This is a genomic window from Burkholderia sp. LK4, from assembly GCF_001043615.1.
Classification (GTDB): domain Bacteria; phylum Pseudomonadota; class Gammaproteobacteria; order Burkholderiales; family Burkholderiaceae; genus Burkholderia; species Burkholderia cepacia.
This window is the reverse complement of sequence record NZ_LDUL01000017.1, coordinates 63,895-88,442: the sequence shown is the minus strand read 5'-3', so window position 1 is coordinate 88,442 and position 24,548 is coordinate 63,895. Positions and strand designations below refer to the sequence as shown.

Sequence of the window (24,548 nt, the reverse complement as noted above, 5' to 3'; positions counted from 1 at the left end):
GCCCAGAAGCCTTCGTAATCGCGCTCGGCCTCGGCGACGAGCGCCCGATAGGCCGGCATGCCGGAAATGGTCGCCGCCTGCTCGAGCGCCGCGGGCGGCGCAAACTGGCGGGTTTCGTGAAGAACCGATTCAATCGTGGACAAGCGTGTCTCCATACGTTCTTGGGATGCAGGGCTGCTGTTTGGGAAAACGCAACATGCGTGCCAGCGTCAACGATCGATGCGCGCATTCGGCGAAAGTCGCGGCGCGCCGTGCGCGTTGCGAGCGATCCGGTCGAACGGGCGACGGGGTGGATACCGTCAAGCCGAAGCCGGCCGTTCATAAATGCAGCACATCGTGTTGCAGTCCTCAACAGGTGACGCGCGCCGGGGAAGGTGATCGGCCGCTCGTTCCGGAGCGCGGTGGGGCGACCTGGCGGCGTCAGGCGATCAGCGACCGAAGCGCCGGTGCGTGCCCGAACTGTCTGATCCGTTCGAGCGCCGACACTTCGATCTGGCGAACGCGTTCGGCGGACAGGTTCAGTTGCCGGCCGATCTCGCGCAGCGAATACTCGCTTTCGACGTCGATGCCGTACCTCAAGCGAAGAATCCACGCTTCGCGTGCCGGCAGGCGGTCGATCAGCGCCGCAACCGCCGCGCGAAGCTGGCGGGCGCTCGCGGATTCTTCCGGGGTCGGCGCGGCGTGGTCGATCGCGACGTCGCACAACGTGAGGTCGTGATCGGGCGAAACGGGCAGGTCCGCGGAGATGGGCTCGCGCACGATATCCATCAGGTCCCGCACCTTGTCGACCGGGATCCGCATCTGCGCCGAGAGCGTCGGGGCGCCGGCAACCTCGCCGGTTCGTTGCGCATGCGTTCGCGCGAGGCGCGACAGCTTGTTGATCGCGTCGACCGTATGCGCGGGCACGCGGATCGTGCGGCCCTGATCGGCGATCGCGTGCGTGATGGCCTGCCGGACCCACCAGGTCGCATACGTCGCGAATTTGAAGCCGCGCCGGTGATCGTAGCGATCGACGGCCTTCATCAGGCCGAGATTGCCCTCCTGGATCAGGTCGAGAAACTGCAGGCCGCGATCGGGATAGCGCTTGGCGATCGACACGACGAGCCGCAGATTGCTCTGGAACAGCTTCGTTCTTGCAGGCTGCATCGCGCGCTCGATACGCGACAGTCGCGCGTCGATCGCGATCGCGATGTCGAGCGGCAGGCTCGACTCGCGGGCGAGGCCGGCGAGCGCGGTGCGTGCTTCGATCAGCGCCGGCGCGCGGCGGGTGAGGGCGGCGGCACGGTCGGCATGCGCGGCGATGCAGTCGGTCATCCATGCGCGCACGTCGTCGCATGGCATGAAGAGGTCACGGCGCGGCGAATCGGTGCGGATGCCCGATTCGGCCAGGATGTCGACGATGCGCTTCTCGAACTTGCGTGCTTGCGTCGCACGGTCTCGAATCGCGTGGCCGATGCGTTCGATCGCGCGTGCGGTGAAGCGGATCCTGCCGGTCGACGCGACGGCCTCGCGAAGCAGCGCCCGGTAACCGGCCGACGCGAAACCGCCGGTGCGCAATGCATGCTGCATCCCGGCGGCCAGTGCGCCGGCGCGGTCGAGCGATGCGACGACGCTGTCGCGCCATGCGGGGCTGTCAGGCGCGCGGTCCGTGTCGTCGTCCCCCTCCGGTGGTGCCACGGTCGAATCAGGCGCCGTTGCATTGGCGGGCGATTCCCCTGGTAAAGTCGCGCGCGCTTCATCGAGCGATTCGGCGTCGCCGACGAACCCCGTCACGTAGACCGATGCCGCCACCTTGCCGGCGCGGATGTCGCCGGCGATCGACGCGACGGCGTCGAGCGCAGCCGGGTCGCGGCTCAATGCGTCGATGCACGCCGCGCGCCCGCTCTCCAGATGAAGCGCGAGCGCGATCTCTTCTTCGCGGTCGAGCAGCGGTGTCGCGCTCATTTCGCGCAGGTAGATGCGCACGGGATCGCTCGTGCGGGCCGCGAGCAGATCGGCGGTCGCGAGCGGGGCCGACGCGTCGGCGAGCGGCGACGTCGTGTCCGCCGCTCGCGCGAAATGACGATCGAGCGTCCATGCGCTTCGCGAGTCGACGTGCTCGCGAACCTCGATCCCCCATTCGCCGAGCATCGACGCGGCGGCGTCGAAATCCGTGCCGTCTGCCGCATCGTCGGGCAACGCGTCGACGATTTCACCGCGCGTCACGTAGCCGCGCCCGATGCCCAGCGCGACCAGCGCATTCAAACGGTCGGTGCGCTCCGCGTTCGTGCCGCCGCGCGGCACGCCGTCGTGTTCGCGCCCGCGCCCGGGATCAAGCAAGCTTTGCATAGACGTTGCACCAGCCTTCGGCGGCAACCGCCTTGCCGCCGAACATCGGGCACGTGCCGGAGGATTCGCCGGCGCCGACCTTGTAGAAGCGGCAGTTCGAGCACGTCTGGCCGGCCTGGTACTTCGGGAACTTGCCTGCATCGACGGTCGTCGCCTTCGCGCGGTAGCCGAGCGTCTTCGCGGCTGCGTCGTTTTCGTCGACGAGCGGCGCTGCCGCGAATGCGCCGGTTCCGGCTGCGAGTGCGGCACACAGGCCGGCGGTCTGAACGATGAAGGTTCTGCGAGTGCGGGAGATCATGTGGTTTTCCTGAATAAAAAAGTACGGCCCCGCGCGCCGGGATTGCTTCCCGGCGCGGCGGTCGATCGTAGCGGAGGGAGAAAGGCGTTATTTGCGCGGGCCGGCGACGAGCGGCGCCTTCGACGAGGTGGCGACATCGGCGGTCAGCTTGCTCTTCGACGCGTCATAACCGTTCGAATAGAGCAGGAACGCCATCAGGTCCTCGTATTCCTGTGCCGTCATCTTGCCGGGGCGATCGGCCGGCATGTTGTTCGACATGTACTGGAAGATGCCGCCGACCGTGATGTGCGACTTGCCCTCGGGCGCGAAGGATTCCCCGCTCAGCGCGGGAGCGGTATTGCCTTCGAGCTGGTCGCCGTGGCATTTCGCGCAGGCATCGATATAGAGCTTCTTGCCGTGCTGTGCCTGCGCATTGTCGAACGACGGCACGCCGCTGTCGTCACTCGCCGACACCTTGATGAAGCCGCCCGTCGCGGATGTTCCGCCGGCGAGCAGCACGCCGGTGCGCGAATGCCCGGCCGACGCGACCGCGCCGTCGAGGAAGCGGCCGCGCGACGGCGTATTGGCCGCTTGAGCGATGTTTTCCGGCAGGTTCCAGCCGCGTGTGAGCGCGGCGATCCGGCCGTTGGCATTCAGCCGCGACAACGCCGCGTCGATGCGCTGCCGCAGCGCGTCCCGATCGGGGCCGAACGCGAACGCGAGCTGCCAGTCCGAGTACGGCGACGCCGTGGCCGCGATCCGGAACGGCTGGCCGGGATGCGCACGCCGGTACGCCACGACACTCGGATACCAGACGATCGCGCGCTGGGCGCGGCCGGTCGCGAGCGCGTCGATGGTCTTCTCGGACGTGTTCTCGAGATCGAAGCGGGCATTCGTCGCCTGTGCCGCGATCAGTTGCGACGGGCTCGAGTACGTGGCCGCGATCGTTTCCTTGCCGGTGGACGATGCATGCGCGTCGCGCAGCGTCACGCTGACGTAGCTGGAGCGCAGATACCCCTGCGAGAAACTCATCCGGGCATTCGATGCATCGGCGATCGCCGAGCGCGGGAAGCCGGCGATCATGTCGCAGTCGCGTTCGAGCGATTGCTTCAGTTCGGCGGCGGAGATGCCGTCGTCGCCGCCGTCGTCGTCCACGCCGCGCCGGTTGAACGAGGCGGCGATGCCGGCGGTGCGCAGCACTTCACGCGCGACCGACATGTCGAGGGCGGCGGTCGGGCTGCCGGGCAGCGTGCAGACGCGCACGCCGCCGGCCGCGGCGGACATCGGGGTCAGCGCCACGCCCGCGGCGAGCAGACTGGCGAGGGTCAGGGGAGCGAGTCGAGTCTTCATGGTCGTGCATTCCGGTTGAAACAGTGGGGGCGTCGCGCCCGGATCGGGCGCATGCCGGGCGCGACGCGCGTTCAGTCGAGCGCGAATACGTAGAGCGTGCCGCCGCGCGGAACGTCTTTCGCGACGTCGGCCATCGGGCCGCCCCAGATCGGGTTCGCGCCGCCGTATCCGGCGAGCACCGCGACATATTCCTTGCCGTCGACCTCGTACACCGACGGCTGCGCGATGATGCCGCTCGCGAGCTGCGGGCTTTCCCACAGCACCTTGCCGGTCGCCGTGTCGAAGGCATACAGGTGGCCGTCGAGCGAGCCGCTGAACGCAAGACCGCTCGCGGTGGTCGCGACGCCGCCGTTCCACGGCTTCTTCGACCAGTGGCCCCACAGTTTCTTGCCGGTGTTCACGTCGATGGCCTGCAGTTCGCCGTAACCCTGGCTGCCCGGTTCAGGCTTGATCTCGAAGCCTTCGCCGAGATACGGCAGGCCTTCCATGTAGCTGACCGACTTGCCGGACAGGCTCATGCACGCGTGAAGGGAAGGGACGACCGCGATGTGGCGCGCGGGGTCGTAGGACACCGACCACCAGTTCTTGCCGCCGAGGAAGCTCGGGCACGTGTCGATCGTCGTGCCGGCCTTCGGGAACTTCGACGGGTCCGCGATGGGCTTGCCGTCGGCCGTGTAGCCGGTGACCGACGTTGCCGTGACGAACGGCTCCGCGTAGATCAGCTTGCCGGTCGTGCGATCGATCGCATGGAAGAAGCCGTTGCGGTCGGCGTGGATGATCGCATCGTAGTCCTTGCCTTTGTACTTGATGTCCGCGAGGATCGGCGTGTTGACGCCGTCGTAGTCCCACGTGTCGTTGCTCGTGTACTGGTAGTGCCACTTCAGGTTGCCGTTCTTCGGATCGAGCGCGAGCAGCGAGTCGGAATACAGGTTGTCGCCGGGACGCAGCGCCGCGAGCCACGGGCCGGGGTTGCCGACGCCCCAGTACAGCGTGCGGCTTGCCGCATCGTACGTGCCCGTCAGCCAGGCGGCGCCGCCGCCGTGTGCCTGCATCCCGTCGGGCCAGGTGTCCGCGCCTTTTTCGCCGGGGCTCGGGATCGTGTAGCGCTTCCAGACCAGCGAGCCGTCTTCGGGGCTCAGCGCGGCGATGTACCCGCGAATCCCGTATTCGCCGCCGGAGGTGCCGACGATGATCGAGCCGTCCAGCGCGAGCGGCGCGAGCGAGAACGCATAACCGAGGCCCGGCTCGAACATCTGCTTCTTCCAGACGAGATTGCCCGTCTGCGCATCGAGCGCCACGACCTCGCCGCTCAGCATCGCGACGTAGACGTTCTTGCCGTACAGCGCAACGCCACGGTTGACGACGTCGCAGCATGCGGTCTTGAACGATGCCGCGCCAAGCTTCGGTTCGTATTTCCACAGCTGCTTGCCGCTCTTCGCATCGAATGCGTAGACGTTGTCCTTCGGTGTGGTCACGAACAGGTAGTTGCCGTTGATGATCGGCGTGGCTTCGAAGCCCTGCTTCAGCTCGGCGGGGAACTTGTAGGCCCACACCTGCTTGAGTTCCTTCGCGTTCGACGCGTCGATCTGCTTGAGCGGCGAATGCGACTGGCCGTCGTAGGTGCGGTAGTAGGTCAGCCAGCCCGGATCGGTGTGCGCGTCGGTCAGCCGCTGGTAGGTCACGGCCGGGTAGTCCGCGGCCGCTTCGACGAGGCCGGGGTTCAGCGCGACGGCCGCTGCCGCCGCGATGCCGATCGTCGCCAGCCGGCTCGCTGAAGCCGAGAGTTTCTTCATGGTTGTCTCCTGAGTCATTGTGGTCGCACCGCCGCGAACGGTTCGTCGCGCCGGCACGGTGGGGATTCCGGGCCGAGTGCGCTGCCGTTCACGCAAGTCGCATGCCATCGCGGCGCGAAGCCGGTGTGACGCGGCACACGGGCGCATCGTGCGTCGTGCGGCGTCGGTGTGCGTCGCGCGCACGTGGCAACGAAGGTGTTGCATTCAGGTACACCTCCGCGCGCGCAGTGTTGCCAAACATGACAGGTGGCGCGGCATCCGTGACAGGTGGAGCGCCGCCCGCGCCGGTGTCACGCACGCCGTGCGCGGCGACGCGCGCGGGCGTCGCGCCGATGCGGCTGGCACGGTTCTCGCACGCTGCTTCGCGACAACAGCACGCCGCGCGGTGCGGGGCACACCACGGCGGAATACAAGCATGGAGACGAATGAAATGATCAGGAGGCCAAAGGCAGCCGGAAAGGGCGGCGCGATGCGACGCGAGCGTCGCGCGCGGCACGGTGGCGCGATGCGTGGCGCGCTTCTCGGGCCGGCCCTCGGCGCCATCGCGCTGTTCGGCCTGTCGGCGGGCAGCGCGCGTGCGCAGCAGCCTGCGGACGGCACGGCCGCGACGGGCGGTGCGGTGCCGCCGGCTGCCGTCGCGGTCGCTCCGCAAGCGTCGCAAGCGCCGGCCGTCACATTGCCGACGGTGGTGGTGGTCGGCACGACGCCGCTGCTCGGGATCGGTACGCCGCTGCAGAAGGTGCCGGCGAACGTGCAGACGGTACGCGCGGCGGAACTCGACGCCCAGCACCGTGCGACGCTTGCCGACTTCTTCGCCGCGAACCTGCAGAGCGTGACGATCTCGGAGGCGCAGGGCAATCCGTACCAGACGGACGTCAACTATCGCGGCTTCACCGCATCGCCGCTGCTCGGTACGCCGCAGGGGCTGTCGGTGTTCGTCGACGGCGTGCGCGTGAACGAACCGTTCGGCGACGTCGTGAACTGGGACATCCTGCCGACGCAGGCAATCGACCGGATGCAATTGATCCCGGGCTCCAACCCGGTATACGGACGCAATACGCTCGGCGGCGCACTGGCGATCACGACGAAGAACGGCAAGTCGAACCCGGGCGGCGAAGCGGAGGTGTCGGGCGGCTCGTGGGGCCGCAAGACGGCCGCAATCGAGCAGGGCGGAACGATCGGCTCGAACCTCGACTACTACGCGACGGCGAACGTCGCGAACGACGGCGGCTGGGCCGACCACAATGCGAGCCGCGTGCGGCAGGCGTTCGGCAAGCTGCGCTACACGGATTCGGACACGACGCTGTCGATTTCCGCGGGCGGCGCCGACAACGCGCTGTACGGCACCCAGACGATCCCGCGCTCGTTCCTCGACAACCGGAAGCAGGCGTACACCTATCCCGACCTGAATCGCAACAGCGCCGGCTACCTGACGCTGTCGGGCGATCACTTCTTCGGCGAGCTCGTCGAGCTGAGCGGCAATGCGTATTATCGGCACCTGCGCAACACCAACATCAGCAGCAACAACAATACCGATTACGGATCGGTCGGCGACGACGGCACGGTCGACACGGTGCAGGGCACCAATGCGCAGTCGACGATCGTGACCGACAGCTACGGCGGCAGCCTGCAGCTCACGCTGCTCGGCAAGCTCGGCGGGATGGCGAACCAGCTGATCGCGGGCGTGGCGGCCGATGTCGCGAACTCGAGCTACGTCGCGTCGTCGCAGGACGCGTATTTCACCGACACGCGCGCGGCGATCGGCGTCGGTGATTTCGAGCCGCAGACCCGCGCGAAGACGCGCAACGCGAACCTCGGCGTGTACCTGAGCGATGCACTGTCGCTGACGCCGCACTGGACGCTGACGGTGTCGGGCCGCTACGACTGGTCGAAGGCGCAGATCGGCGACGAGAGCGGCGTGCAGCCGCTGCTCGACGGCAACCATGTGTTCTCCCGGTTCAACCCGGCAGTCGGGCTCAACTGGAACCCGGTCGCGGGCTTCACCGCCTATGCGACGTACAACGAAGGGATGCGCTCGCCGACCGCGATCGAACTCGCATGCGCGGACCCGGCCGCGCCGTGTTCGCTGCCGAACGACTTCATCGCGGACCCGGCGCTCAAGCCGGTGATCTCGAAGACGTTCGAAGCCGGCATGCGCGGCCGCATCGGCGCCGCGACGACCTGGAGCGCCGCCGCCTACCGCACGACGCTGACCGACGACATCCAGTTCATCAGCAGCCCGGCAAGCGCGCAGGGTTATTTCCGCAACGTCGGCGATACGCGGCGGCAAGGCATCGAACTCGCGGGCCGCACGCGGTTCGGCCCGCTCGGTGTCGGGCTTTCGTACAGCTATGTCGATGCGACCTACCGGTCGTCGTGGACCGAGCACAGCCCGGCGAATTCGGCGGCCGACGCGAACGGCAACGTGGCCGTCAAGCAAGGCGACCATATTCCCGGTATTCCCGCACACACGGTGAAACTCCGGCTCGATTACGCGGCGACGCCCAGGTGGGATATCGGCGCGAACGTCACGTGGCGCAGCGGCGTGTATGCGCGCGGCGACGAGAACAACCAGGACGTGAACGGCAGGATCGCGGGCTACGTGCTCGTCGATCTCGACATGCGCTACCGGATCACGAAGCGCTTCGAAGTCTTCGCGAGCGTGACGAACCTGTTCGACAAGCGCTATGCGAGCTTCGGCGTGCTGGGCCAGAACTTCTTCAACGGGCCGAATCACACGTTCGACGGTGCGAATCCGGTCAACGAACAGTTCGTCGGGCCGGGTGCGCCGCGCGGTGCGTGGGTCGGCGTGCGTTACGCGTGGGATTGAGCGTTGCCGGGCTGCGTGCGTTGCCGCGTCGCAGCCTGAGCGGCGCTCAGGATGTGCGCGACGGGCCCGGTCGGGCGAGCGGTGCCGCCGCGAACATCGCGGCCACGGCGCGGGCGATGCTGCGTGCCAATGCCGGGTCGCTTGCGAGGTGCCCGGCGCTCACGTGTTCGATCGCGGCCGCGGGCACGGCACGCGCGAGGCGGGCGACGTTGGCGGCCGGGCAGACGGGATCGTGCATCCCGTGCGCGGCGAACAGCGGCACGCCCGCCTGCGCCGCCCGGCGCGCGAGCGCGAGCACGCGGCGCTCGCCGAGCCAGCAGTCGCGCCGCAGGTAATGCGCCTGGATCCGGTACTTGTCGATCAGCCGGGCGACGGTCTTGTGCGAGCGGATCGCATCCGCGGGTGAGCGGCGCGGGTTCGGCGATGCGAGGATGGCGTTCTCGTATGCGTGCCACGCAAGCGCCACCGCCCGCTGCCGGGCCGCGCCCGCGCCGGGTTGCAGCCGCCGCGCGCAGCACGACAGCAGGCGATCCGGCCGGCTGCAGCCGGCCGCCGCGTACAGGCGTCGCCATTCGCGGGGCGCGCGCGTTCGCGACGTCGTGAACAACCGGCGGACTTCGCGTCGCGACGTCAGGAACAGCCCGCGCAGCACGACGCCGGTGATCCGTGCGGGATGTGTGCCCGCGTATGCAAGTGCGAGCGCCGCGCCCCACGAGCCGCCGACGACGCCCCAGCGCGCGATGCCGAGCTGCGCGCGCACCGCTTCGAGATCGTCGATCAACCGCGCGGTGTCGTTGTGGCGTGTGCCGCCGCGCGGTGCCGACGCGCCCGCGCCGCGCTGGTCGACGAGCACGACGCGCACCCGCGTCAGGTCGAACAGCCGCAGGATGCCGGCCTGGCTGCCGCTGCCGGGCCCGCCGTGCAGCACGACGACCGGATGGCCGTGCGCCGCGCCGGCGACGGAGAACGCGATCGATTGCGCGTCGCGGTGCAAGCGTCCGCGAACGGGCGCGGCGAGCGCGGTCGGTGAGGCCGGCGACGCGGGTCGGGATCGGGATAGGGGGCGAATCGGGGCAGGCATCGTGTCGAATCGGTTCGGGGAATCGGGGCAATCGTCATGCGGCCGCGAGAGAGCCGAAGCGACCACTGTAATTGATCCATGACAAAGCCAGAAACGCGCCAGCCGCAAAGATCGGGATTCGCACGGGTAGTCACGTGTCGGGCAGACGCGGTATCACGAAGACCGGCCCGTGCGGTGACTCGACACGCCCGGCGGAACCGGATCGTGTCTTACATCCTGCTTTCGACTGAAGCCGTGCCGCTCGCGTGGCCCGATGCTTGCTTGCAATGACGGCAAAGAGTCCGGCAACTGACCGGAAGATCCCCGGAGGAGACAATGCGCGATGACGTAGAGCAAGCGGCCGGATCGCGGGCCGCGCATCCCGCCGGCTGGCCCGCGCCGTCGATCCAGAAAGCCCATGAGCGGTCCGAGACGTTCGGCCTGCAGGTCTCGGCGCGCCCCGACTACGACGTGCTGTCGAGCGCGGCGCTGGTGCTCAAGCGCGAGCAGAGCCGCGTGCTGTGCGCGCACGCGATGCCGGTGATGGAGACGCTGCACGAGCAGATCGTCAACACGCAGAGCATGATCGTGCTGACCGATGCGCAGGGGTTGATCCTGCATTCGATCGGCGACGACGATTTCCTGCGCCGCGCGGAGAAGGTCGCGCTGCGCCCGGGCGCGAACTGGGCGGAGGACCGGCAGGGCACCAACGCGATCGGTACGGCGCTCGCCGAGCTGTGCCCGATGGTCGTTCACGGCGACCAGCACTTCCTCGCAGCGAACCGCTTCCTCACCTGTTCGAGCGTGCCGATCCTCGATCCGTACGGCGACGCGATCGGCGTGCTCGACGTGACCGGCGACCACCGCAGCTATCACCAGCACACGATGGCGCTCGCGAAGATGTCGGTGCAGATGATCGAGAATCACCTGTTTACGACGACCTTTCAGGAGACGTTGCAGGTGTCGTTCCATGGCCGCCCCGAATTCCTCGGCACGCTGATGGAGGGGATCGTCGCCTTCACCGCCGACGGCCGTTTCCTGTCGGCCAATCGCAGTGCGCAGTTCCAGCTCGGCATGCCGCTCGCCGCGCTGCGCGCGCATACGCTGTCGTCGCTGTTCGACGTCACGAGCGCGCAGTTGATCGACCGCATGCGCGCAAGCACCGACCGGCACCTGATGCTGAACCTCTGCAACGGTGCGGTGGTCTGCGCGCGCGTGCATTTCCGGCGCGCGACGCTCGCCGAAGGCAGCCGGCCGACGGACGTTCACGATGCGGGTGCGCCGGCCGCGCGCGCGAACGCCGTGCCCGCGCCGGCGGCCGGCACGTCGGCCGGCCTGTCGCGGCTCAACTACCTCGATACCGGCGATCCGCAGGTTGCAAGCGTGATCGCGAAGGTGCGCAAGGTGATCGGCAAGGACATCCCGATCCTGATCACCGGCGAGACCGGTACCGGCAAGGAACTGCTCGCGCAGGCGATCCACAACGACTCGCCGCGGCGCGATGCGCCGTTCGTCGCGGTCAACTGCGCATCGATTCCGGAGACGCTGATCGAGTCCGAGCTGTTCGGCTACGAAGAGGGCGCATTCACCGGCGCGCGCCGCAAGGGCTCGATCGGCAAGCTGCTGCAGGCGAACGGCGGCACGCTGTTTCTCGACGAGATCGGCGACATGCCGTATCCGCTGCAGGTGCGGCTGCTTCGCGTGCTGCAGGAGCGCCTCGTCAACCCGCTCGGCTCGACGAAGACGATCGCCGTGGACATCGCGATCATCTGCGCGACGCACCGCGACTTGCGCGACATGATTGCGCAGAACCGCTTTCGCGAGGATCTGTACTACCGGCTGAACGGCCTCGTGGTGCGCCTGCCGCCGCTGCGCGACCGCACGGATCTCGCGGTGGTCGTGCAGAAGATGCTGCAACGGGAAGCCTATGCGGGCCCGGGCCGGCCGCCGCTGTCCGTGGCGCCGGACGTGATGGCGCTGTTCGTGCGCTGCGCGTGGCCCGGCAACTTCCGCCAGCTCGGCAACCTGCTGCGCACGGCGGCGGCGATGGTCGACGACGACGGCGAGATCCGGCGCGAGCACCTGCCGGACGATTTCTTCGACGACCTGCGCCGCGACGATACCCGGGCCGAGCCGGCCGCGCACGATCCGTCCGCCGCGGGGTGGCCCGCGGACGCGCTCCCGGCGGGCGATGCGCGGTTGCAGGATGTCGCCGCGTCCGCGATTGCGGCTGCGCTCGCGCGCCATGGCGGCAACGTGTCCGCGGCGGCGCGCGCGCTCGGCGTGTCGCGCAACACGATCTACCGGAAGATGCCGGCCGCCGACCCGCAGCGCCAGCCGTCCGACGAAAGCTGACGCGCGCCACGGGTTCACGGCCGCGCGGCCTGTCACAGCCGGTGTGTCAAGTTGCAACACCGGTGTTCAACGATTCAACACCTGTCACCGCCCACGCGCATCGTGCGGCCGTGGCGCCGAACCGCATTCGTGCCAATCGCGTAGGCAAATCGTAAGGATTCCGTCCCGATGCCCGGGCGACCGCTGCGTATCGCTGTCGGGCCGTCGAAGTGCGGCCTCGGCACGCTCCTTGCTGAATAGGAACCGACCGCTCGATTGCCGCGGTTGTCCGACTCACCGACGCAACTCATCAACTCAATCAGGAGACACATCATGCAGTGGACCCCCCCGTCTTACACCGACCTGCGTTTCGGCTTCGAAATCACGATGTACATCGCCAACCGCTGATCGCCGAGCGTGCCGCCCGTCTTGCCGTGATCGGCGCGGGCGGCGTCGGGAGCTGACGCCCATGAAGATCAAGATACTCGGCTCGGGAGCCGGCGGCGGCCTGCCGCAATGGAACTGCAATTGCGCGAACTGTCGCCGCGCACGCAGCGGAAGCGGCCACGTGCTGCCTCGCACACAGTCGTCGATCGCGGTCAGCGACGACGGCATCGACTGGGTCCTCGTCAACGCGTCGCCCGACATCCTTTCCCAGTTGCGCGCGGATCCGGAGCTGCAGCCGGCACGCGCGATTCGCGACAGCGGCATCGCCGCCGTCGTGCTGTGCGACGCGCAGATCGATCACGTGACGGGCCTGCTGATGCTGCGCGAACGTTCGACGCCGCTGCCGCTCTACGCGAGCGCGCCGGTGCTCGACGACCTGTCGACCGGCTTGCCGCTCGTGCCGCTGCTCGGTCATTACTGCGGTGTCGCCGCGCACACGATCGTGCTCGGCGAGCCATTCACGGTGCCGGCGGCAAGCGGGGTCCGCTTCACCGCGATTCCCGTCGACAGCAAGGCGCCGCCTTATTCGCCGCGGCGTGCGTCGGCCGCGCCCGGCGACAACATCGCGCTGTCGATCGAGGATGTCGCGAGCGGCCGGCGCGCGTTCTATGCGCCGGGGCTCGCGGCCGTCACCGACGACGTGCGCGCGGCGATGGACGGCGCCGATCTCGTGCTGGTGGACGGCACGTTCTGGAGCGGCACCGAGATGATCGACCTCGGCCTGTCGGGCAAGCACGCGGCCGACATGGGGCATCTCGCGCAATGCGCGGAGCACGGGCGGCCCGGCATGATCGACTGGCTCGACACGCTGCCCGCGCACACGCGCAAGGTGCTCACGCACATCAACAACACGAATCCGATTCTCGATCCGCATTCCGTCGAGCACGCGCACCTGCGCGCGCATGGCATCGACGTCGCGCACGACGGCATGCAATTCCAGGTCTGACCATGAACGCACCGATTCCCGCTACGGCATTGCATCCGACGCCCTGGAGCGCGACCGAGTTCGAGGCGCGCCTGCGCGCGCTCGAATCGCGCTATCACATCCATCACCCGTTCAACCGCCGGCTCAACAGCGGTGCCTGTTCGCCCACGCAGATCCGCGGCTGGGTCGCGAACCGCTTCTACTACCAGATCAACATCCCGCTCAAGGATGCGGCGATCCTGTCGAACTGCCCCGACCGCGACACGCGGCGCCGCTGGATCCAGCGGCTGATCGACCACGACGGGCAGGGCGACAACGAAGGCGGCATCGAGGCATGGGTGCGCCTCGGCGAGGCATGCGGTCTGACGCGAGACGAACTGTGGTCGCTCGAACACGTGCTGCCCGGCGTGCGTTTCGCGGTGGACGCGTATGTGAATTTCGCGCGGCGCGCGCCATGGCAGGAAGCCGTGTGCTCGTCGCTGACCGAGATGTTCGCGCCGCAGATCCATCTCGACCGGCTCGCGGGCTGGCCGTCGCATTACCCGTGGATCGAGCCGGACGGGCTGCATTACTTCCGCAGCCGCGTGCCGCTTGCGCAGCGCGACGTCGAGCACGGGCTTGCGGTCACGCTGCAGCACTTCACGACGCCGGATGCGCAGCAGCGTGCGCTCGGCATCCTGCAATTCAAGCTCGACATCCTGTGGTCGATGCTCGACGCCGTCGAAAAGGCCTACCCGCTATGAACGCGATCGAAGCTGCCAGCGGCGTGCCGCTGCGCCCCTGCCTCAGGGGCATGTACCGCCTGCAATGGGAGGCGGCCCAGGATGCATACGTGCTCCTCTACCCGGAAGGAATGGTCAAACTGAACCCGAGTGCCGGCGAGATCCTCGCGCGTTGCGACGGCACGCGCGAGCTGGACGACATCATCGGCGAACTCGAGCGCCTGTTCAGCCAGTCGGACCTCGCGACCGACGTGTACCGTTTCCTCGATCATGCGCGACTGCGCGGCTGGCTCGACTGACATGGCCCCCGACACTTCCCGTCCGTCCGCGCCGCTGTGGCTGCTCGCGGAACTGACGTACCGATGCCCGCTGCACTGCGCGTTCTGCTACAACCCGGTCGATTTCGCGACGCACGGCGCGGAACTCGACACCGATGCGTGGCGCACGGTCATCAGCGATGCGCGCGCGCTCGGCGCCGCGCAGATCGGTTTCTCGGGCGGCGAGCCGCTGCAGCGCGACGACCTCGAGACGCTCGTCGCGCATGCGCGCGGGCTCGGCTTCTATACGAACCTGATCACGTCGGGCGTCGGGCTGAACGTCACGCGCATCGAGCGGCTCAAGGCGGCCGGGCTCGACCATATCCAGTTGTCGCTGCAGGATTCGACGCGCGAGCTGAACGATTTCCTGACGAGCACGCGCACGTTCGAGCTGAAGCGCGGCGTCGCGCGGCTGATCAAGGCGCACGGCTACCCGATGGTGCTCAACTGCGTGCTGCATCGCTACAACCTGCCGCACGTCGGACAGATCATCGAGATGGCGCTCGACCTCGGCGCCGATTACCTCGAGCTCGCGAACACGCAGTACTACGGCTGGGCGATGGTGAACCGCGACCAGCTGATGCCGACCGTCGAGCAGGTGCGCGAGGCGGAGGAAACGGTCAACCGCTATCGCAAGCTGATCGGCGAGCGTTGCAAGATCCTGTTCGTCGTGCCCGACTATTTCGAGCGTCGCCCGAAAGCGTGCATGAACGGCTGGGGTTCGGTGTTTCTCGGCGTCGCGCCGGACGGCACCGCGCTGCCGTGTCATGCCGCGCGGTCGCTGCCGGGGCTCGCGCTGCCGAACGTGCGCGACCGGTCGCTGAAGGAAATCTGGTACGACAGCGACGCATTCAACGCGTATCGCGGCGAGGACTGGATGCGCGAGCCTTGCCGCACGTGCGACGAGCGGCATGTCGATCACGGCGGCTGCCGGTGCCAGGCGTACCAGTTGGCCGGCGACCCGGCGCAGCCCGATCCGGTGTGCGAGAAGTCCGCGCATCACGGCCGGGTCGAGCAGGCCGTGCAATTCGCGCGGCGGCCCGCGCCGCGCGACGAACGACCGCTGGTGTTCCGCAGCAAGGAGAATTCGCTCGCGCAATGTGGGGCGGCCTGCGACTGCTGAAAAGGCAACGGCAACGGCGGCGGCGCGGCTAACAAGGCAAGGCAACGCGATGGAAGACGGATCGATAGATATGCACTCCTCTTCATGTCGGCGATGTGGCGCGCATGTACGAGGATGGGTGAACGCGGGAAGGCGGGGGCGATGAGCACCGCTGCCTTCGGCGCGCGGCAGGCGACCGGCGTGCGTGGTGCCGCTGGCGATCGGGCACGCCATCGCGGAATTTGCGTCGCGTCGGTTTTCGCAGTCGTATGCGCTCTGCATGCCGCCCTGTTCGTTCTGCTCGCACATCAGCAGATCGTACGACGCGAACCACTGCAACGGCAGGTGATGGTGGCGATGCTGATCGCGGCGGTGCCGGAGGCGTCGACGATGGCGGCTGCGAAGGCGAAGCCGGTTGCCGCGTCGCGCGCGGTGCAGGAGGCTAGGTCTGCGCCCCGATCATCTGCGGGCAGTGCGTTGCGGACGAACCGGCAGGTCGCGTCCGGCCGTCCCGTCCCGCCGGCGCATGATGCGCCCGTGCCGGCTCCGGCACGGCCAGATCCGTCCCCGCCGGCCGTGGCGCAACGCGATACGTCGCGCGGCGACGCGGCCGCACGGATGCCGACGCAGACGCAGACATCGACACCGACCCCGACTCAACCCGAATCCCGATCGTCTTCCGTATCTGCGCCGCCGCGCTTCGTCGCGCATCCCGACTGCGCGCTGGTCAAACCCGACTACCCGCCGCAGTCGCTGCGCCTGGGCGAGCACGGCACCGTGCTCGTCGAGCTGGAGACCGATGCGACGGGGCAGATCGTCGCCGCGCGTGTCGTGACCGGCAGCGGTTATCCGCGTCTCGACGCGGCGGCGCGTGAAGCCGTACTGGCGAGCCGCTGCGCGCCGCATGTGTTCGACGGCGCGCCGGTGCCGACGCGGGCACGCGCGCCGATCGCGTTCAACCTCGACGACTGACAGGACACGTCATCACGACAATCCATGGAATCGAGCACGTATGGACGCAGGGCGACCCGATGACGCGCGCGGTCGCGCTGTTGCTCGTCGCGATGTCGATCGCATCGTGGACGGTGATCGTGATCAAGGCGATCGAACGCGTCGGCATCCGTTGCCGCGCGGTGCGCGCGGAAGCGCGCTTTCGGGGCGCCGGCGGCGCGGCCGGCGCGATGCACACGCTCGGGGAGCAGGACAGTCCGTTCGTCGATCTCGTTCACGCGGTGTCGCGTTGCATGGACGATGCGATGCGGCACCTTCGCCGCACCGCATCGTGCCGGGGGCTTACTTCGCCGAACTCGCGCTGACCTTCGCGAAGTCCAGGCTGCCGAAGCCCGTATCGTCGTCCCAGCCGGCCTTCGCGGTATAGCCGTGGCTGCTATAACCGTTGTTGCCCGAGGTCACGTCGTGGAGTAGCGACGTATTGGTCGGGAAGTTCTGGTAGAACGCCGACGTCGGCAGGCCGAGGCTGTTGTTGTTCGCCGATTCGACCCGCGCCCAGCCGCCGACGAAGATCGGCGAGGCGAGGCTCGTGCCGCCGACGAGCTGGTTGGCCTGCCCGTTGATGACGATGTACGCGCCCGTCGATTGCGCGGCGTCGAACGCCACGTCGGGCACCACGCGTTTCGTCACCGTGCTGCCGAGCGCGGCCGTCTGCCAGCTCGGCGCGGTTTCGAACGCGCTCACGCCGCCGCCCGTCGCCCAGATCCGCACGGCGTTGTCGACCGGGTTGCCGTTGCTGTCGAGATCCGCGTACGCGACGCCTTCGTTCCACACGGTTTCGCCGGCCCACGTCGTGGTGCCGGTGGTCGAGAGCGTCGTGCCGCCGACCGCGACGACATACGGCGAACTCGCGGGCGACGACACGCTGTACTTGGACAGGTTGATCGTCGTCCTGACCGACGTGCCGTTGTACGTGCCGATGTAGCCGGGCGCGCCTTGCGGCGACGTCGACCATTGATAGACGCCCGCGTCGCCGGCCGAGACCGAGAAGACCTGGCCCTGCGCGACGGCCTGCTTGAACACCGCGTCGTCGGCGGCGAGCGAGCCGTCCGAGTTCGCGGCGGTTTCGTCGAGGCCGAGCGACACGTTGATGACGGTCGCCTTGTTGTCGGTCACGGCCTTGTTGTACGCCGCGGTCAGCGTCGCGTCGGTGAGGCCGCTGTCGTTGCTGTCGCCGTTCACCGCCGAGTAGAAGATCAGCTGCTTGACGCCGCCGGACGTGCCGATGATGTCCTGGCTGTCGAGATCCCATTCGCCCGGATCGCCGTCGTCGGCCAGCGTGCCCGATCCGCCCGCGACCACGGCCGTGTTGACGGTCGGCAGGCCGGCATTCTGCGTGAAGGTGTTCAGGTCGGCGATGGTCTGGGTCATGTCGCCCCAGGTGATGATGCCCACCGTGGTGTTGGTCGCGGCGGGCAGGCCGCTCGCATCGTAGATCTTCGCGAAATCGGTCGGCTGGTGGCCGACTTGTTGCGACGCGGCGGCCGCGTTCTTCGCGATCCTGTTCGGCTCGATGGCGGCGGCCGGCGCGAAGCGGTGGAGCAGGCGGTGCGGCACCGCGGCGTTCTGCAGGCCGAGCACCGCATCGACGACCGGGCCGAGCGACGCCGGGATCAACGCGGCCGAATCGTTCGCGAAGACCGGCTTGCCGCGATAGTTGAAGCGCTTGATGCTCGCGTGAAAGCCGTTTTGTGCGTTGGTCGCGTTGCCGTCGGCGGAGACCAGCGTGTTGTTTTCCGACACCGTGACGTTGCTGAAGCCGTTTGCCTTCAGGTGGGCCACGACGGCCGCGACCTGGTCGTCGGTCGGCGCGAAGCGCGCCTTGAACTGCGCGGGCGTCAGGTACTTGCGGTAGTTCGCGCTGCCCGGCTGGTTGACGTCGCGCAGGAACGCGTCGAGCTGGTCGGTGTTGCGGTTTTTCAGCACCACGGTGACGTGCAGCGGCTGGCTCAGTTCGAGCGGGGTGACGTGCGTGTCGGTGAGCGCCGGCGTGCCGATGCTGTTGAGCGAGTACGCAGGCTGGGCCTGCGTGGCGGCCGAAGCAGCCGCGGCGGGCGCATTCGACAGCAGGAAAGCGGCGGTGCGGGTCGGCACCCAGCTGGTGGCGGCCTGGGCGGGCAGCGGTGCCAGCGTGGCGGCTAGCGCGAGCGGCAGTGCGGCGAGGGCAAAGCGTTGCGAGCGTGTGCGATTGACGTGCTGAGTTCTCTGCATTGTGAGCTCCGAGATTTCGACGAAGAACCGGTGCAGCGCGCGACCCGGATCGCGGGTAGCGGCAGGGCGGCGCATGCAACCTGACGCAAGACCGGACCGACCGGCGTGATTCACGGCGACATGAGTTTTCCTCCCCTCCCACCATCAAGATCGGAGGCCGGCCCGGGTGTCGGATTCGCGTATCGCGAACGTCGATCCCGCGCACGGCCTGCTGTCGTGCCGGCTCGCGTCGCAGCAACGGCGCGCGTGCCGGCCATCTGTTTCCCTTCAATCTGCTGTTGCGGATGCTTCACTGCGTTATCACTTAATTAGGAATCCAATGTATGAAATCCGTATAAGCGGGCAATGCATTGTCGAGCGACGACGTGGTGTGCGTGTTTCGTGTGAGGTGCTGCGGGCGAGATCGAATGTCCCGGTCAGCCGGGAGAGATGTCGACATCGTCCTCTTCCGCCAGAAGCGGAACGGGATGACCGGTGAAGCGGGAGCTGTGTGTTGCGAGCGGGTGCTGCGGCTTACGAATCAGCTACTTGTCGTTTGAAACGTAATAAAAACGGAAGTGGATTGTCGGGCCGTTGATTCCCTGATGCGGATTCGATTTCCCGGCGATATTTCTTGCGGGGAAAGATAACAAGAAAGAAAACGACGAGTCAAACTTTTTTTGATTAGGTTTAAAAAGTTTAGATAATCGCTTCTCAGGGTGTTTTTTATAAACGGGAAACGATGATGTAAGTCGTTCGTCATCCTTGACGAATGAGGCATTGACGCAATGCAGGCGAAGCGCAGGCGTTGCCGAGAACCGGTGCGGCCGCCGTCCGCTGTCCGTTGTCATTTCGCGGCGGCGTTCCGAAGCCGGATCTCGAGATTTCCTTGTTGGCGTGTGGCGGGAGAGCACGCGTTCGGCGCAGCGCTCGATTCCCTTCGATTGAAGCCAGGCGGATCGCACGCCTGGTGTTGCACGGCATCTTCTTTTCCTTCTTGCCGGCTTTCCTGCTTCGCGCAGCGGCGGCGCGCAGGTCGCGCGCCATGTGCCGCGCATCACGGCCCGGCGATCATCCGTCGTCCGCCTTGGCCTGCAATCCCTTCAACCCCTGGATCACGACCAGCAGCGCGCGGCCGTGCTCGTCCGATCCGTCCCACGCGTCGACGATCGCATCGCGCAACAGGTCGTTGTATTGGCGGCGCGATGGCTCGGTATCGACGCCGTAGAAATTGCATAGCTTATTGAATGGCGCGCTGCGGCGCAGCCGATGCCCGTTCGACAGCCTCAGGCGCGATACGGTCGGCTGGCTGACCCCGGAGAGTCGCGCTATTTCGCTGGACGAGCGTGTATCTGCCAGCAGGCGGCGCAACAGGTCTTGTACGGGAAAATCTTGGTCCGGGGCTTCCATGCGATGCATTATACCTATACAGTTACGGCTGTTGAATGGGCTTGCTGTCACCAGCGAGGCTGTATCCCGAGAAAGTTGATGACACTGAAACACCTCCCACCCACGTTCTGCTGGACCAAGATCGGTACCGAGTCCGGCGAGGAACTGCCGACCGTCGTGCTCCGCAAGGAATGGGAGCGCCGGCTCGGGGGCGGGCGTTTTCTGTGGGGCATCAACCAGCCGCTCGGCAACAGCGCGCAGATCGCCGCGCATCGCACGGGCTCGCTGCTCGCGCTGTTCTCGCCGGTCGCGTCGCGCCCGCGCGCGGGCGAGCGCAAGGACGCGCTGTTGTGGAATGCGTGGATCGACGCGAGCGGGCAGGTGCGGCCGTTGCCGCCGCATACCTTCATCGCGAGCCGCTCGACCTTGCCGTCGGGCCGGCGCCGCGAACAGCACTACGCGCTCGTCTGCGCGTCCTCCACCGCGCTGACGGTCGGCACGCAATTGCGCGTGTTTCCCGATCACCTGCGCAGCGTGAGCACCGGTAAGGCGCTCGGCGCCGCACAGGGCGCGGCCGTGGTCGATTGCGTCGGGCGAGCGAAGGAGCAGACGGGCAAGAGCTATCCGCTCGCGCTGTCGGTCGAGCTCGAGGCCCCGTATTTCGTGCGGCTCGCCCAGCCGTGCGTGCTGAAGGCGCGCGATCTCGCGGAAGTGAACAAGGCGACGCGCGCCGGTGATTTCGATCGCTTCGTCGAACTCGTCGCGCGCTTGCGCGGCCGTTCGCCGACGGACGCCGTGCGCGGCGTCACACGCGACCTGTTCGACGTGCCGCCGATCGAAACGGCGGCCGCGTATGTGGCGCCCACGCACGTGGCGCGCTTGCGCAACCGGCCGGCGGCCGAGCATCCGCGCGATCTCACGGGCGACCTGTTCGACCTGTCGCCGGGCGAAGCATCCGCGTTCGCCGGCCTTGCACATCCGCGCGTCGGGCGCGCGTGACGAATCACGCGCGGCACGTCGCGCAAGAATTTGTTGCAATCTCGCCATAGCGGAGCGGCGAGTGCGGAGGGACAATCGGCTCGAAGCGCGCTGCGCGGCGGCCGATGCGTCGACGATCGACGGGTCGTGGTTCACGCTGCCGACATGCGCACCACGCACACGGGGCGTCGGCGTGCTTCACACTGCAACCCTGAGGGAGAAGTGTCGATGTCGACCCACATCTGTTCGCGGGAAGCCCGGGCCGCGCAACGCTTCGTCGAAGCGACGCGCAACGTCGATCAGGCCTTTCGCGCCGTGCGCGGCGAAAGCGACGACGACGGTTCGTCGGCCGAATACGCGCGCGCGATGTCGCGCCTCGATCGCGCGCTCGCCGAGCTGGCGCGTGCGCAGGAGTTCTTCGATCGCGTGGTCGGCGCCGATACGACTGCGCACGACAGCTGATTCCGCCGCTTCCATGTATCCGCGCGTCGAGTGACGCGCGCGCCTCTTCATGCCGGGCAGGGCAGCCCGGCATCTCGTTCGTCCCGTTCAGATTTCAGACCTTGCGGCCTTCGACCGGATAGCCGGGATCGGTATACCCGTGCGTCGATGCGTGCCCGGGCGGCACGAGCGAATCGACGAACCGTTCGTCGTCCGGGCCGGGTTCGAGCGTCAGCATATCGATGTCGCTGTCCCGATGCGCATCGGTGCGCAGCCCTGCGATCGTCGAGCCGACGATGCGGTTCTTCATGACCCATGCGAGCGCGAACGCCACCGATGTCGCACAGCGCCCGGCCGCTCGCGTGAAACTGCGCTCGCGCGCGACGGCGATGAAGGCGGGGAGGTCCGCCAGGTTGTCGCGCGGCATGGGAGGTGTCGGGTGGTCGATGCCAGTGCAACGTACCACCGGGTTCAGCGGGCCGCGCGGCGTACGCGTCAGCCCGCGCGCGTCATCTCCGGCACAGCCGGTGCGGGATGGTACGCGTAACCGCGATGCTGGAACGAGGTCGCGAAGAACCGCATCTGGTAGCGGATCGCATTCGCCCAGTAATCCCACGTATGACCGCCGGGCCGCTCCGTATAGTCGTGCGGCACGCCGAGCGCGAGCAGGCGTTCGTGCAGCGTGCGGTTCGAGCCGACGAATGAATCGTCGCGGCCGCAATCGATCGCCAGGTCGAGATGGGCGCGCACGAACGCGCGCGCGCTTTCGACGATCACGTTGCGGTTCCAGAATGACGAATGGCGTTCGGGATCGCCGAACACGTGGTCGATGCCCGGCTCGTCCGCGCAGCAGCGCGGATCGACCGCGCCGCTGATGCTGCCGACCGCGCCGAACGTGTCGGGCCGGTCGAGTGCGATGCGCAGTGCGCCGAAGCCGCCCATGCTGAGCCCGGTGATCGCGCGCGCGTGCTGCGTCGCGATCGTACGGAAATGCAGGTCGACGTAGGACACGACTTCATCGCCGATGAAGGTTTCGTAGCGGCTGCCGGAATCGAACGGGCTGTCGATATACCAGCTTTCGTGCCCGCCGTCGGGCATCACGAGGATCACGTGATAGCGGTCGGCGAGCGCGGCGATGTGCGTGTTCGACGTCCAGTCGGTATGGTCGCCGCCCGAGCCGTGCAGCAGATAGACGACCGGATAGCGTTCGTTGCCGCGGTTGTCGCGCGCGTAATCGTCGGGCAGCACGACCGTCGCCTTCAGCGTCTCGCTCATCGCAGCGCTCGGGATCGCGACGACCCGCGCATGAAACGCGAAGGCAGGGCTCGTGACGGCCAGCAGCAGAAGCAGCCAGAAGGTACGTGCCAGGTGCATCGATCGTTGCATGTGTCGACCCAGTCCGGCGCCGGACGCCGGGAAAACCCTGTTCCGGTGACTCTAGCAACCGCGCCTTTCAACCAAATTTCGGCGAATCATACGGTTTCGACATTTTCCCCGCCTGACGACCGGAGATGCCTGCTGCGCTCAGGATGCGCCCGATTGCATCGCGAAACGCATCCGGCCGCTCGGCCGGAATCAAGTGCCCGCAGCCTGCGATCGTGTCGAAGCCGGCGCAGCGCGCGAGCGCCCAGTCGGGTACGTGCCAGCCCGCGCGCGAGCGTTCGCCGGCGACGAGCCAGACGGGATGACGCTCGAACACTTGCGCGAGCGCCTGCAGGTAGCCGGGTTCGCCTGTCGTCGCGACGACGGAGCGGCCCATCGCGCGCAGCGTCGATGCAGGCTGATGCGCAAGCCAGCGGCGGGCGTCGTCGAGCTGGCCCGGCGACGGCGCGTCGATCGCGCCGCGCAGCCAGCCGGGCGCATCGGCGCGCAGCCCGTCGAGCATCGCATCGGCTTCGCCGGGCGTCATGCGGCCGACCGACGCCGACCAGAACGCATCGTCGAGCGTGAAGTTGCCTTCGACGTTGACGATCCGCCGCACGCGTTCCGGGTGCGCATGCGCGAACAGCATCGCGATCGCGCCACCGACCGAGTGGCCGACGACATCGACCGGCTGCGCGCCGAAGTGAGCATCGACGGTTTGGCGCACATGCTCGACCTGGCCGGCAAGCGAGATCGCGTCGAATGGCGCCGCGCGATATGCGCCGTAGCCGAGCAGGTCGGGCGCGAGATGCGGGCCGTTCCATCCGCGCACGTCGAGCGTGCCGATGAAACCGTGAATGAAGACAACGGGTGTGGGCTGGGTCATGGCGCGGGCGGGCAAGGAAGGGGCGGCAATGCGAGTTCGGCGAGCAGTTCGTCGAGTTCGAGCATGTGCGTGCGGTCGTGATCGAGCAGTTCGCGCACGAGTTCGTCGAGCGACATGCGGCGGATGCCGTCGCGCAGCCCGCAGCGTGCGAGCTGCGCGGGATCGAGCGCGGCGGCGACTGCGCACAGCGCCGCGCGGCCCGTGCGGAATGCCGCGACCGCCGCGTCGAGCGGCTGCGCGAGATAGTCGCGTTGCGCGGCGAGTGCGGTGCCGTCGACGGAGGCGATCACCGGCAGGTCGAGCGTGCGTACGGCGTCGATGCGTTCGGCGAACACCGCGTCGAGATCCCGCAGGTGGCACGCATGCTCGACGAGCGAGAAGCCCGTGCCGTCGGGGCGGCGCGTCCGCAGTGCGGCCGGCACGTGCGCCGCATACGCGGCGAGCCGATCGGGCAGTTGCGCCAGCGCGGCGACGACACTGGCGAACGGCAGCAACTGCGGGTGCGCGCTGAACACCGCGCCGTAACTGAACAGCGTGCCGCCGAGCCGCCCACGCGCCTGCACGACGTCGTGGCCGTGGCGGCGCATGACGTCCGCGACCATCGCGCCGCAGAACTGGCGGGCCGTCGTGTCGGTTTCGATTTCGGGGAATTTCAGCGCGATCTCGTGCTGGATCGCGCCGATCGCGGCGACGCCCACGCGCGACAGCGCCGCGAATTCGACGTAGCGCTCGGGTTGAGCGATCAGTGCTTCGAGCTGGGCGCCGAGCGCGGTGGTGCGGAAGCGGTCGAAACGGGAATGCATGAT

General features: G+C 67.9%; 23 protein-coding genes and 1 pseudogene. 11 read left to right on the top strand and 13 right to left on the bottom strand.

The window, feature by feature from the left end:
- From VK92_RS41645 to VK92_RS09855, 5 genes and pseudogenes are all read right to left on the bottom strand, one after another.
- Positions 1-143 (bottom strand): annotated as a pseudogene (locus tag VK92_RS41645) (AMP-binding protein); the annotation flags it as partial.
- A 277-nt stretch (positions 144-420) separates the two neighbouring features.
- Entirely contained in the window at positions 421-2,328 is a 1,908-nt protein-coding gene (locus VK92_RS09870; protein WP_048026378.1) for a sigma-70 family RNA polymerase sigma factor, read from the bottom strand.
- Complete coding sequence (locus tag VK92_RS09865; protein WP_048026380.1) at positions 2,312-2,626, bottom strand: high-potential iron-sulfur protein; 315 nt, start codon at positions 2,624-2,626, stop codon at positions 2,312-2,314. The genes VK92_RS09870 and VK92_RS09865 overlap by 17 nt, the downstream gene beginning before the upstream one ends.
- Before the next feature lie 87 nt (positions 2,627-2,713).
- Positions 2,714-3,955 carry a c-type cytochrome gene (locus VK92_RS09860; protein ID WP_048026382.1) on the bottom strand — a complete coding sequence of 414 codons (1,242 nt, stop codon included), beginning with the start codon at positions 3,953-3,955 and terminating at the stop codon, positions 2,714-2,716.
- Positions 3,956-4,026: 71 nt separating this feature from the next.
- Positions 4,027-5,748 (bottom strand): methanol/ethanol family PQQ-dependent dehydrogenase, encoded by a 1,722-nt coding sequence (locus tag VK92_RS09855; protein WP_048026383.1) that lies wholly within the window; start codon positions 5,746-5,748, stop codon positions 4,027-4,029.
- A gap of 430 nt (positions 5,749-6,178) precedes the next feature.
- On the opposite strand from VK92_RS09855, the gene VK92_RS09850 reads away from it, so the two are divergent.
- Positions 6,179-8,578: a TonB-dependent receptor gene (locus VK92_RS09850; RefSeq protein ID WP_048026444.1), complete on the top strand. Its 2,400-nt coding sequence runs from the start codon at positions 6,179-6,181 to the stop codon at positions 8,576-8,578.
- A gap of 46 nt (positions 8,579-8,624) precedes the next feature.
- Here the strand turns inward: VK92_RS09850 and VK92_RS09845 are convergent, their stop codons facing one another.
- Positions 8,625-9,659, bottom strand: coding sequence for an alpha/beta fold hydrolase (locus tag VK92_RS09845; protein WP_048026385.1), 1,035 nt, complete (start codon positions 9,657-9,659; stop codon positions 8,625-8,627).
- A 315-nt stretch (positions 9,660-9,974) separates the two neighbouring features.
- On the opposite strand from VK92_RS09845, the gene VK92_RS09840 reads away from it, so the two are divergent.
- The 8 genes from VK92_RS09840 (at position 9,975) to VK92_RS09810 (ending at position 16,801) form a co-directional block, all read left to right on the top strand.
- Positions 9,975-11,993, top strand: coding sequence for a sigma-54-dependent Fis family transcriptional regulator (locus tag VK92_RS09840; RefSeq protein ID WP_048026387.1), 2,019 nt, complete (start codon positions 9,975-9,977; stop codon positions 11,991-11,993).
- A 312-nt stretch (positions 11,994-12,305) separates the two neighbouring features.
- A complete protein-coding gene (gene pqqA / locus VK92_RS41640; RefSeq protein WP_111939409.1) occupies positions 12,306-12,380 on the top strand; it encodes a pyrroloquinoline quinone precursor peptide PqqA in 75 nt (24 codons plus the stop codon).
- A gap of 61 nt (positions 12,381-12,441) precedes the next feature.
- The gene (gene pqqB, locus VK92_RS09835) at positions 12,442-13,365 is read left to right on the top strand and encodes a pyrroloquinoline quinone biosynthesis protein PqqB (protein WP_048026388.1); all 924 of its coding nucleotides are present in this window, start codon (positions 12,442-12,444) and stop codon (positions 13,363-13,365) included.
- Positions 13,366-13,367: 2 nt separating this feature from the next.
- Entirely contained in the window at positions 13,368-14,087 is a 720-nt protein-coding gene (gene pqqC / locus VK92_RS09830; RefSeq protein ID WP_048026390.1) for a pyrroloquinoline-quinone synthase PqqC, read from the top strand.
- On the top strand, positions 14,084-14,365 hold the full coding sequence (gene pqqD, locus VK92_RS09825) for a pyrroloquinoline quinone biosynthesis peptide chaperone PqqD (protein WP_021160296.1): 282 nt from the start codon (positions 14,084-14,086) through the stop codon (positions 14,363-14,365). Before pqqC ends, pqqD begins: the two co-directional genes overlap by 4 nt.
- A 1-nt stretch (position 14,366) precedes the next feature.
- Entirely contained in the window at positions 14,367-15,506 is a 1,140-nt protein-coding gene (pqqE, locus tag VK92_RS09820; protein ID WP_048026391.1) for a pyrroloquinoline quinone biosynthesis protein PqqE, read from the top strand.
- Between the two features lie 141 nt (positions 15,507-15,647).
- A complete protein-coding gene (locus VK92_RS38925; RefSeq protein WP_131723341.1) occupies positions 15,648-16,457 on the top strand; it encodes an energy transducer TonB in 810 nt (269 codons plus the stop codon).
- Positions 16,458-16,516: 59 nt separating this feature from the next.
- Entirely contained in the window at positions 16,517-16,801 is a 285-nt protein-coding gene (locus VK92_RS09810; protein WP_053076325.1) for a hypothetical protein, read from the top strand.
- On the opposite strand, the gene VK92_RS09805 is transcribed toward VK92_RS09810, so the two are convergent.
- The 3 genes from VK92_RS09805 to VK92_RS09800 form a co-directional block, all read right to left on the bottom strand.
- Positions 16,779-18,707 (bottom strand): S53 family peptidase, encoded by a 1,929-nt coding sequence (locus VK92_RS09805; RefSeq protein WP_048026447.1) that lies wholly within the window; start codon positions 18,705-18,707, stop codon positions 16,779-16,781. The genes VK92_RS09810 and VK92_RS09805 overlap by 23 nt on opposite strands.
- 524 nt (positions 18,708-19,231) lie before the next feature.
- Positions 19,232-19,747 carry a hypothetical protein gene (locus tag VK92_RS41635; RefSeq protein WP_131723342.1) on the bottom strand — a complete coding sequence of 172 codons (516 nt, stop codon included), beginning with the start codon at positions 19,745-19,747 and terminating at the stop codon, positions 19,232-19,234.
- 10 nt (positions 19,748-19,757) lie between these two features.
- The gene (locus VK92_RS09800; protein WP_021160302.1) at positions 19,758-20,096 is read right to left on the bottom strand and encodes a helix-turn-helix domain-containing protein; all 339 of its coding nucleotides are present in this window, start codon (positions 20,094-20,096) and stop codon (positions 19,758-19,760) included.
- Between the two features lie 78 nt (positions 20,097-20,174).
- Here VK92_RS09800 and VK92_RS09795 point away from each other — a divergent pair, with 78 nt between their 5' ends.
- Together VK92_RS09795 and VK92_RS09790 are read left to right on the top strand one after the other, a co-directional pair.
- Complete coding sequence (locus tag VK92_RS09795) at positions 20,175-21,074, top strand: hypothetical protein (protein ID WP_048026392.1); 900 nt, start codon at positions 20,175-20,177, stop codon at positions 21,072-21,074.
- A 207-nt stretch (positions 21,075-21,281) separates the two neighbouring features.
- Positions 21,282-21,515, top strand: coding sequence for a hypothetical protein (locus tag VK92_RS09790; protein WP_021160304.1), 234 nt, complete (start codon positions 21,282-21,284; stop codon positions 21,513-21,515).
- A 94-nt stretch (positions 21,516-21,609) separates the two neighbouring features.
- On the opposite strand, the gene VK92_RS09785 is transcribed toward VK92_RS09790, so the two are convergent.
- From VK92_RS09785 to VK92_RS09770, 4 genes are all read right to left on the bottom strand, one after another.
- Entirely contained in the window at positions 21,610-21,921 is a 312-nt protein-coding gene (locus VK92_RS09785; protein WP_048026394.1) for a LysR family transcriptional regulator, read from the bottom strand.
- A gap of 68 nt (positions 21,922-21,989) precedes the next feature.
- Positions 21,990-22,868, bottom strand: coding sequence for an alpha/beta hydrolase (locus tag VK92_RS09780; protein ID WP_060067025.1), 879 nt, complete (start codon positions 22,866-22,868; stop codon positions 21,990-21,992).
- Positions 22,869-22,947: 79 nt separating this feature from the next.
- Positions 22,948-23,742 (bottom strand): alpha/beta fold hydrolase, encoded by a 795-nt coding sequence (locus VK92_RS09775; RefSeq protein WP_082160939.1) that lies wholly within the window; start codon positions 23,740-23,742, stop codon positions 22,948-22,950.
- Positions 23,739-24,545 (bottom strand): DinB family protein, encoded by an 807-nt coding sequence (locus VK92_RS09770; protein ID WP_048026396.1) that lies wholly within the window; start codon positions 24,543-24,545, stop codon positions 23,739-23,741. The genes VK92_RS09775 and VK92_RS09770 overlap by 4 nt, the downstream gene beginning before the upstream one ends.
- Between the last annotated feature and the right edge of the window lie 3 nt (positions 24,546-24,548).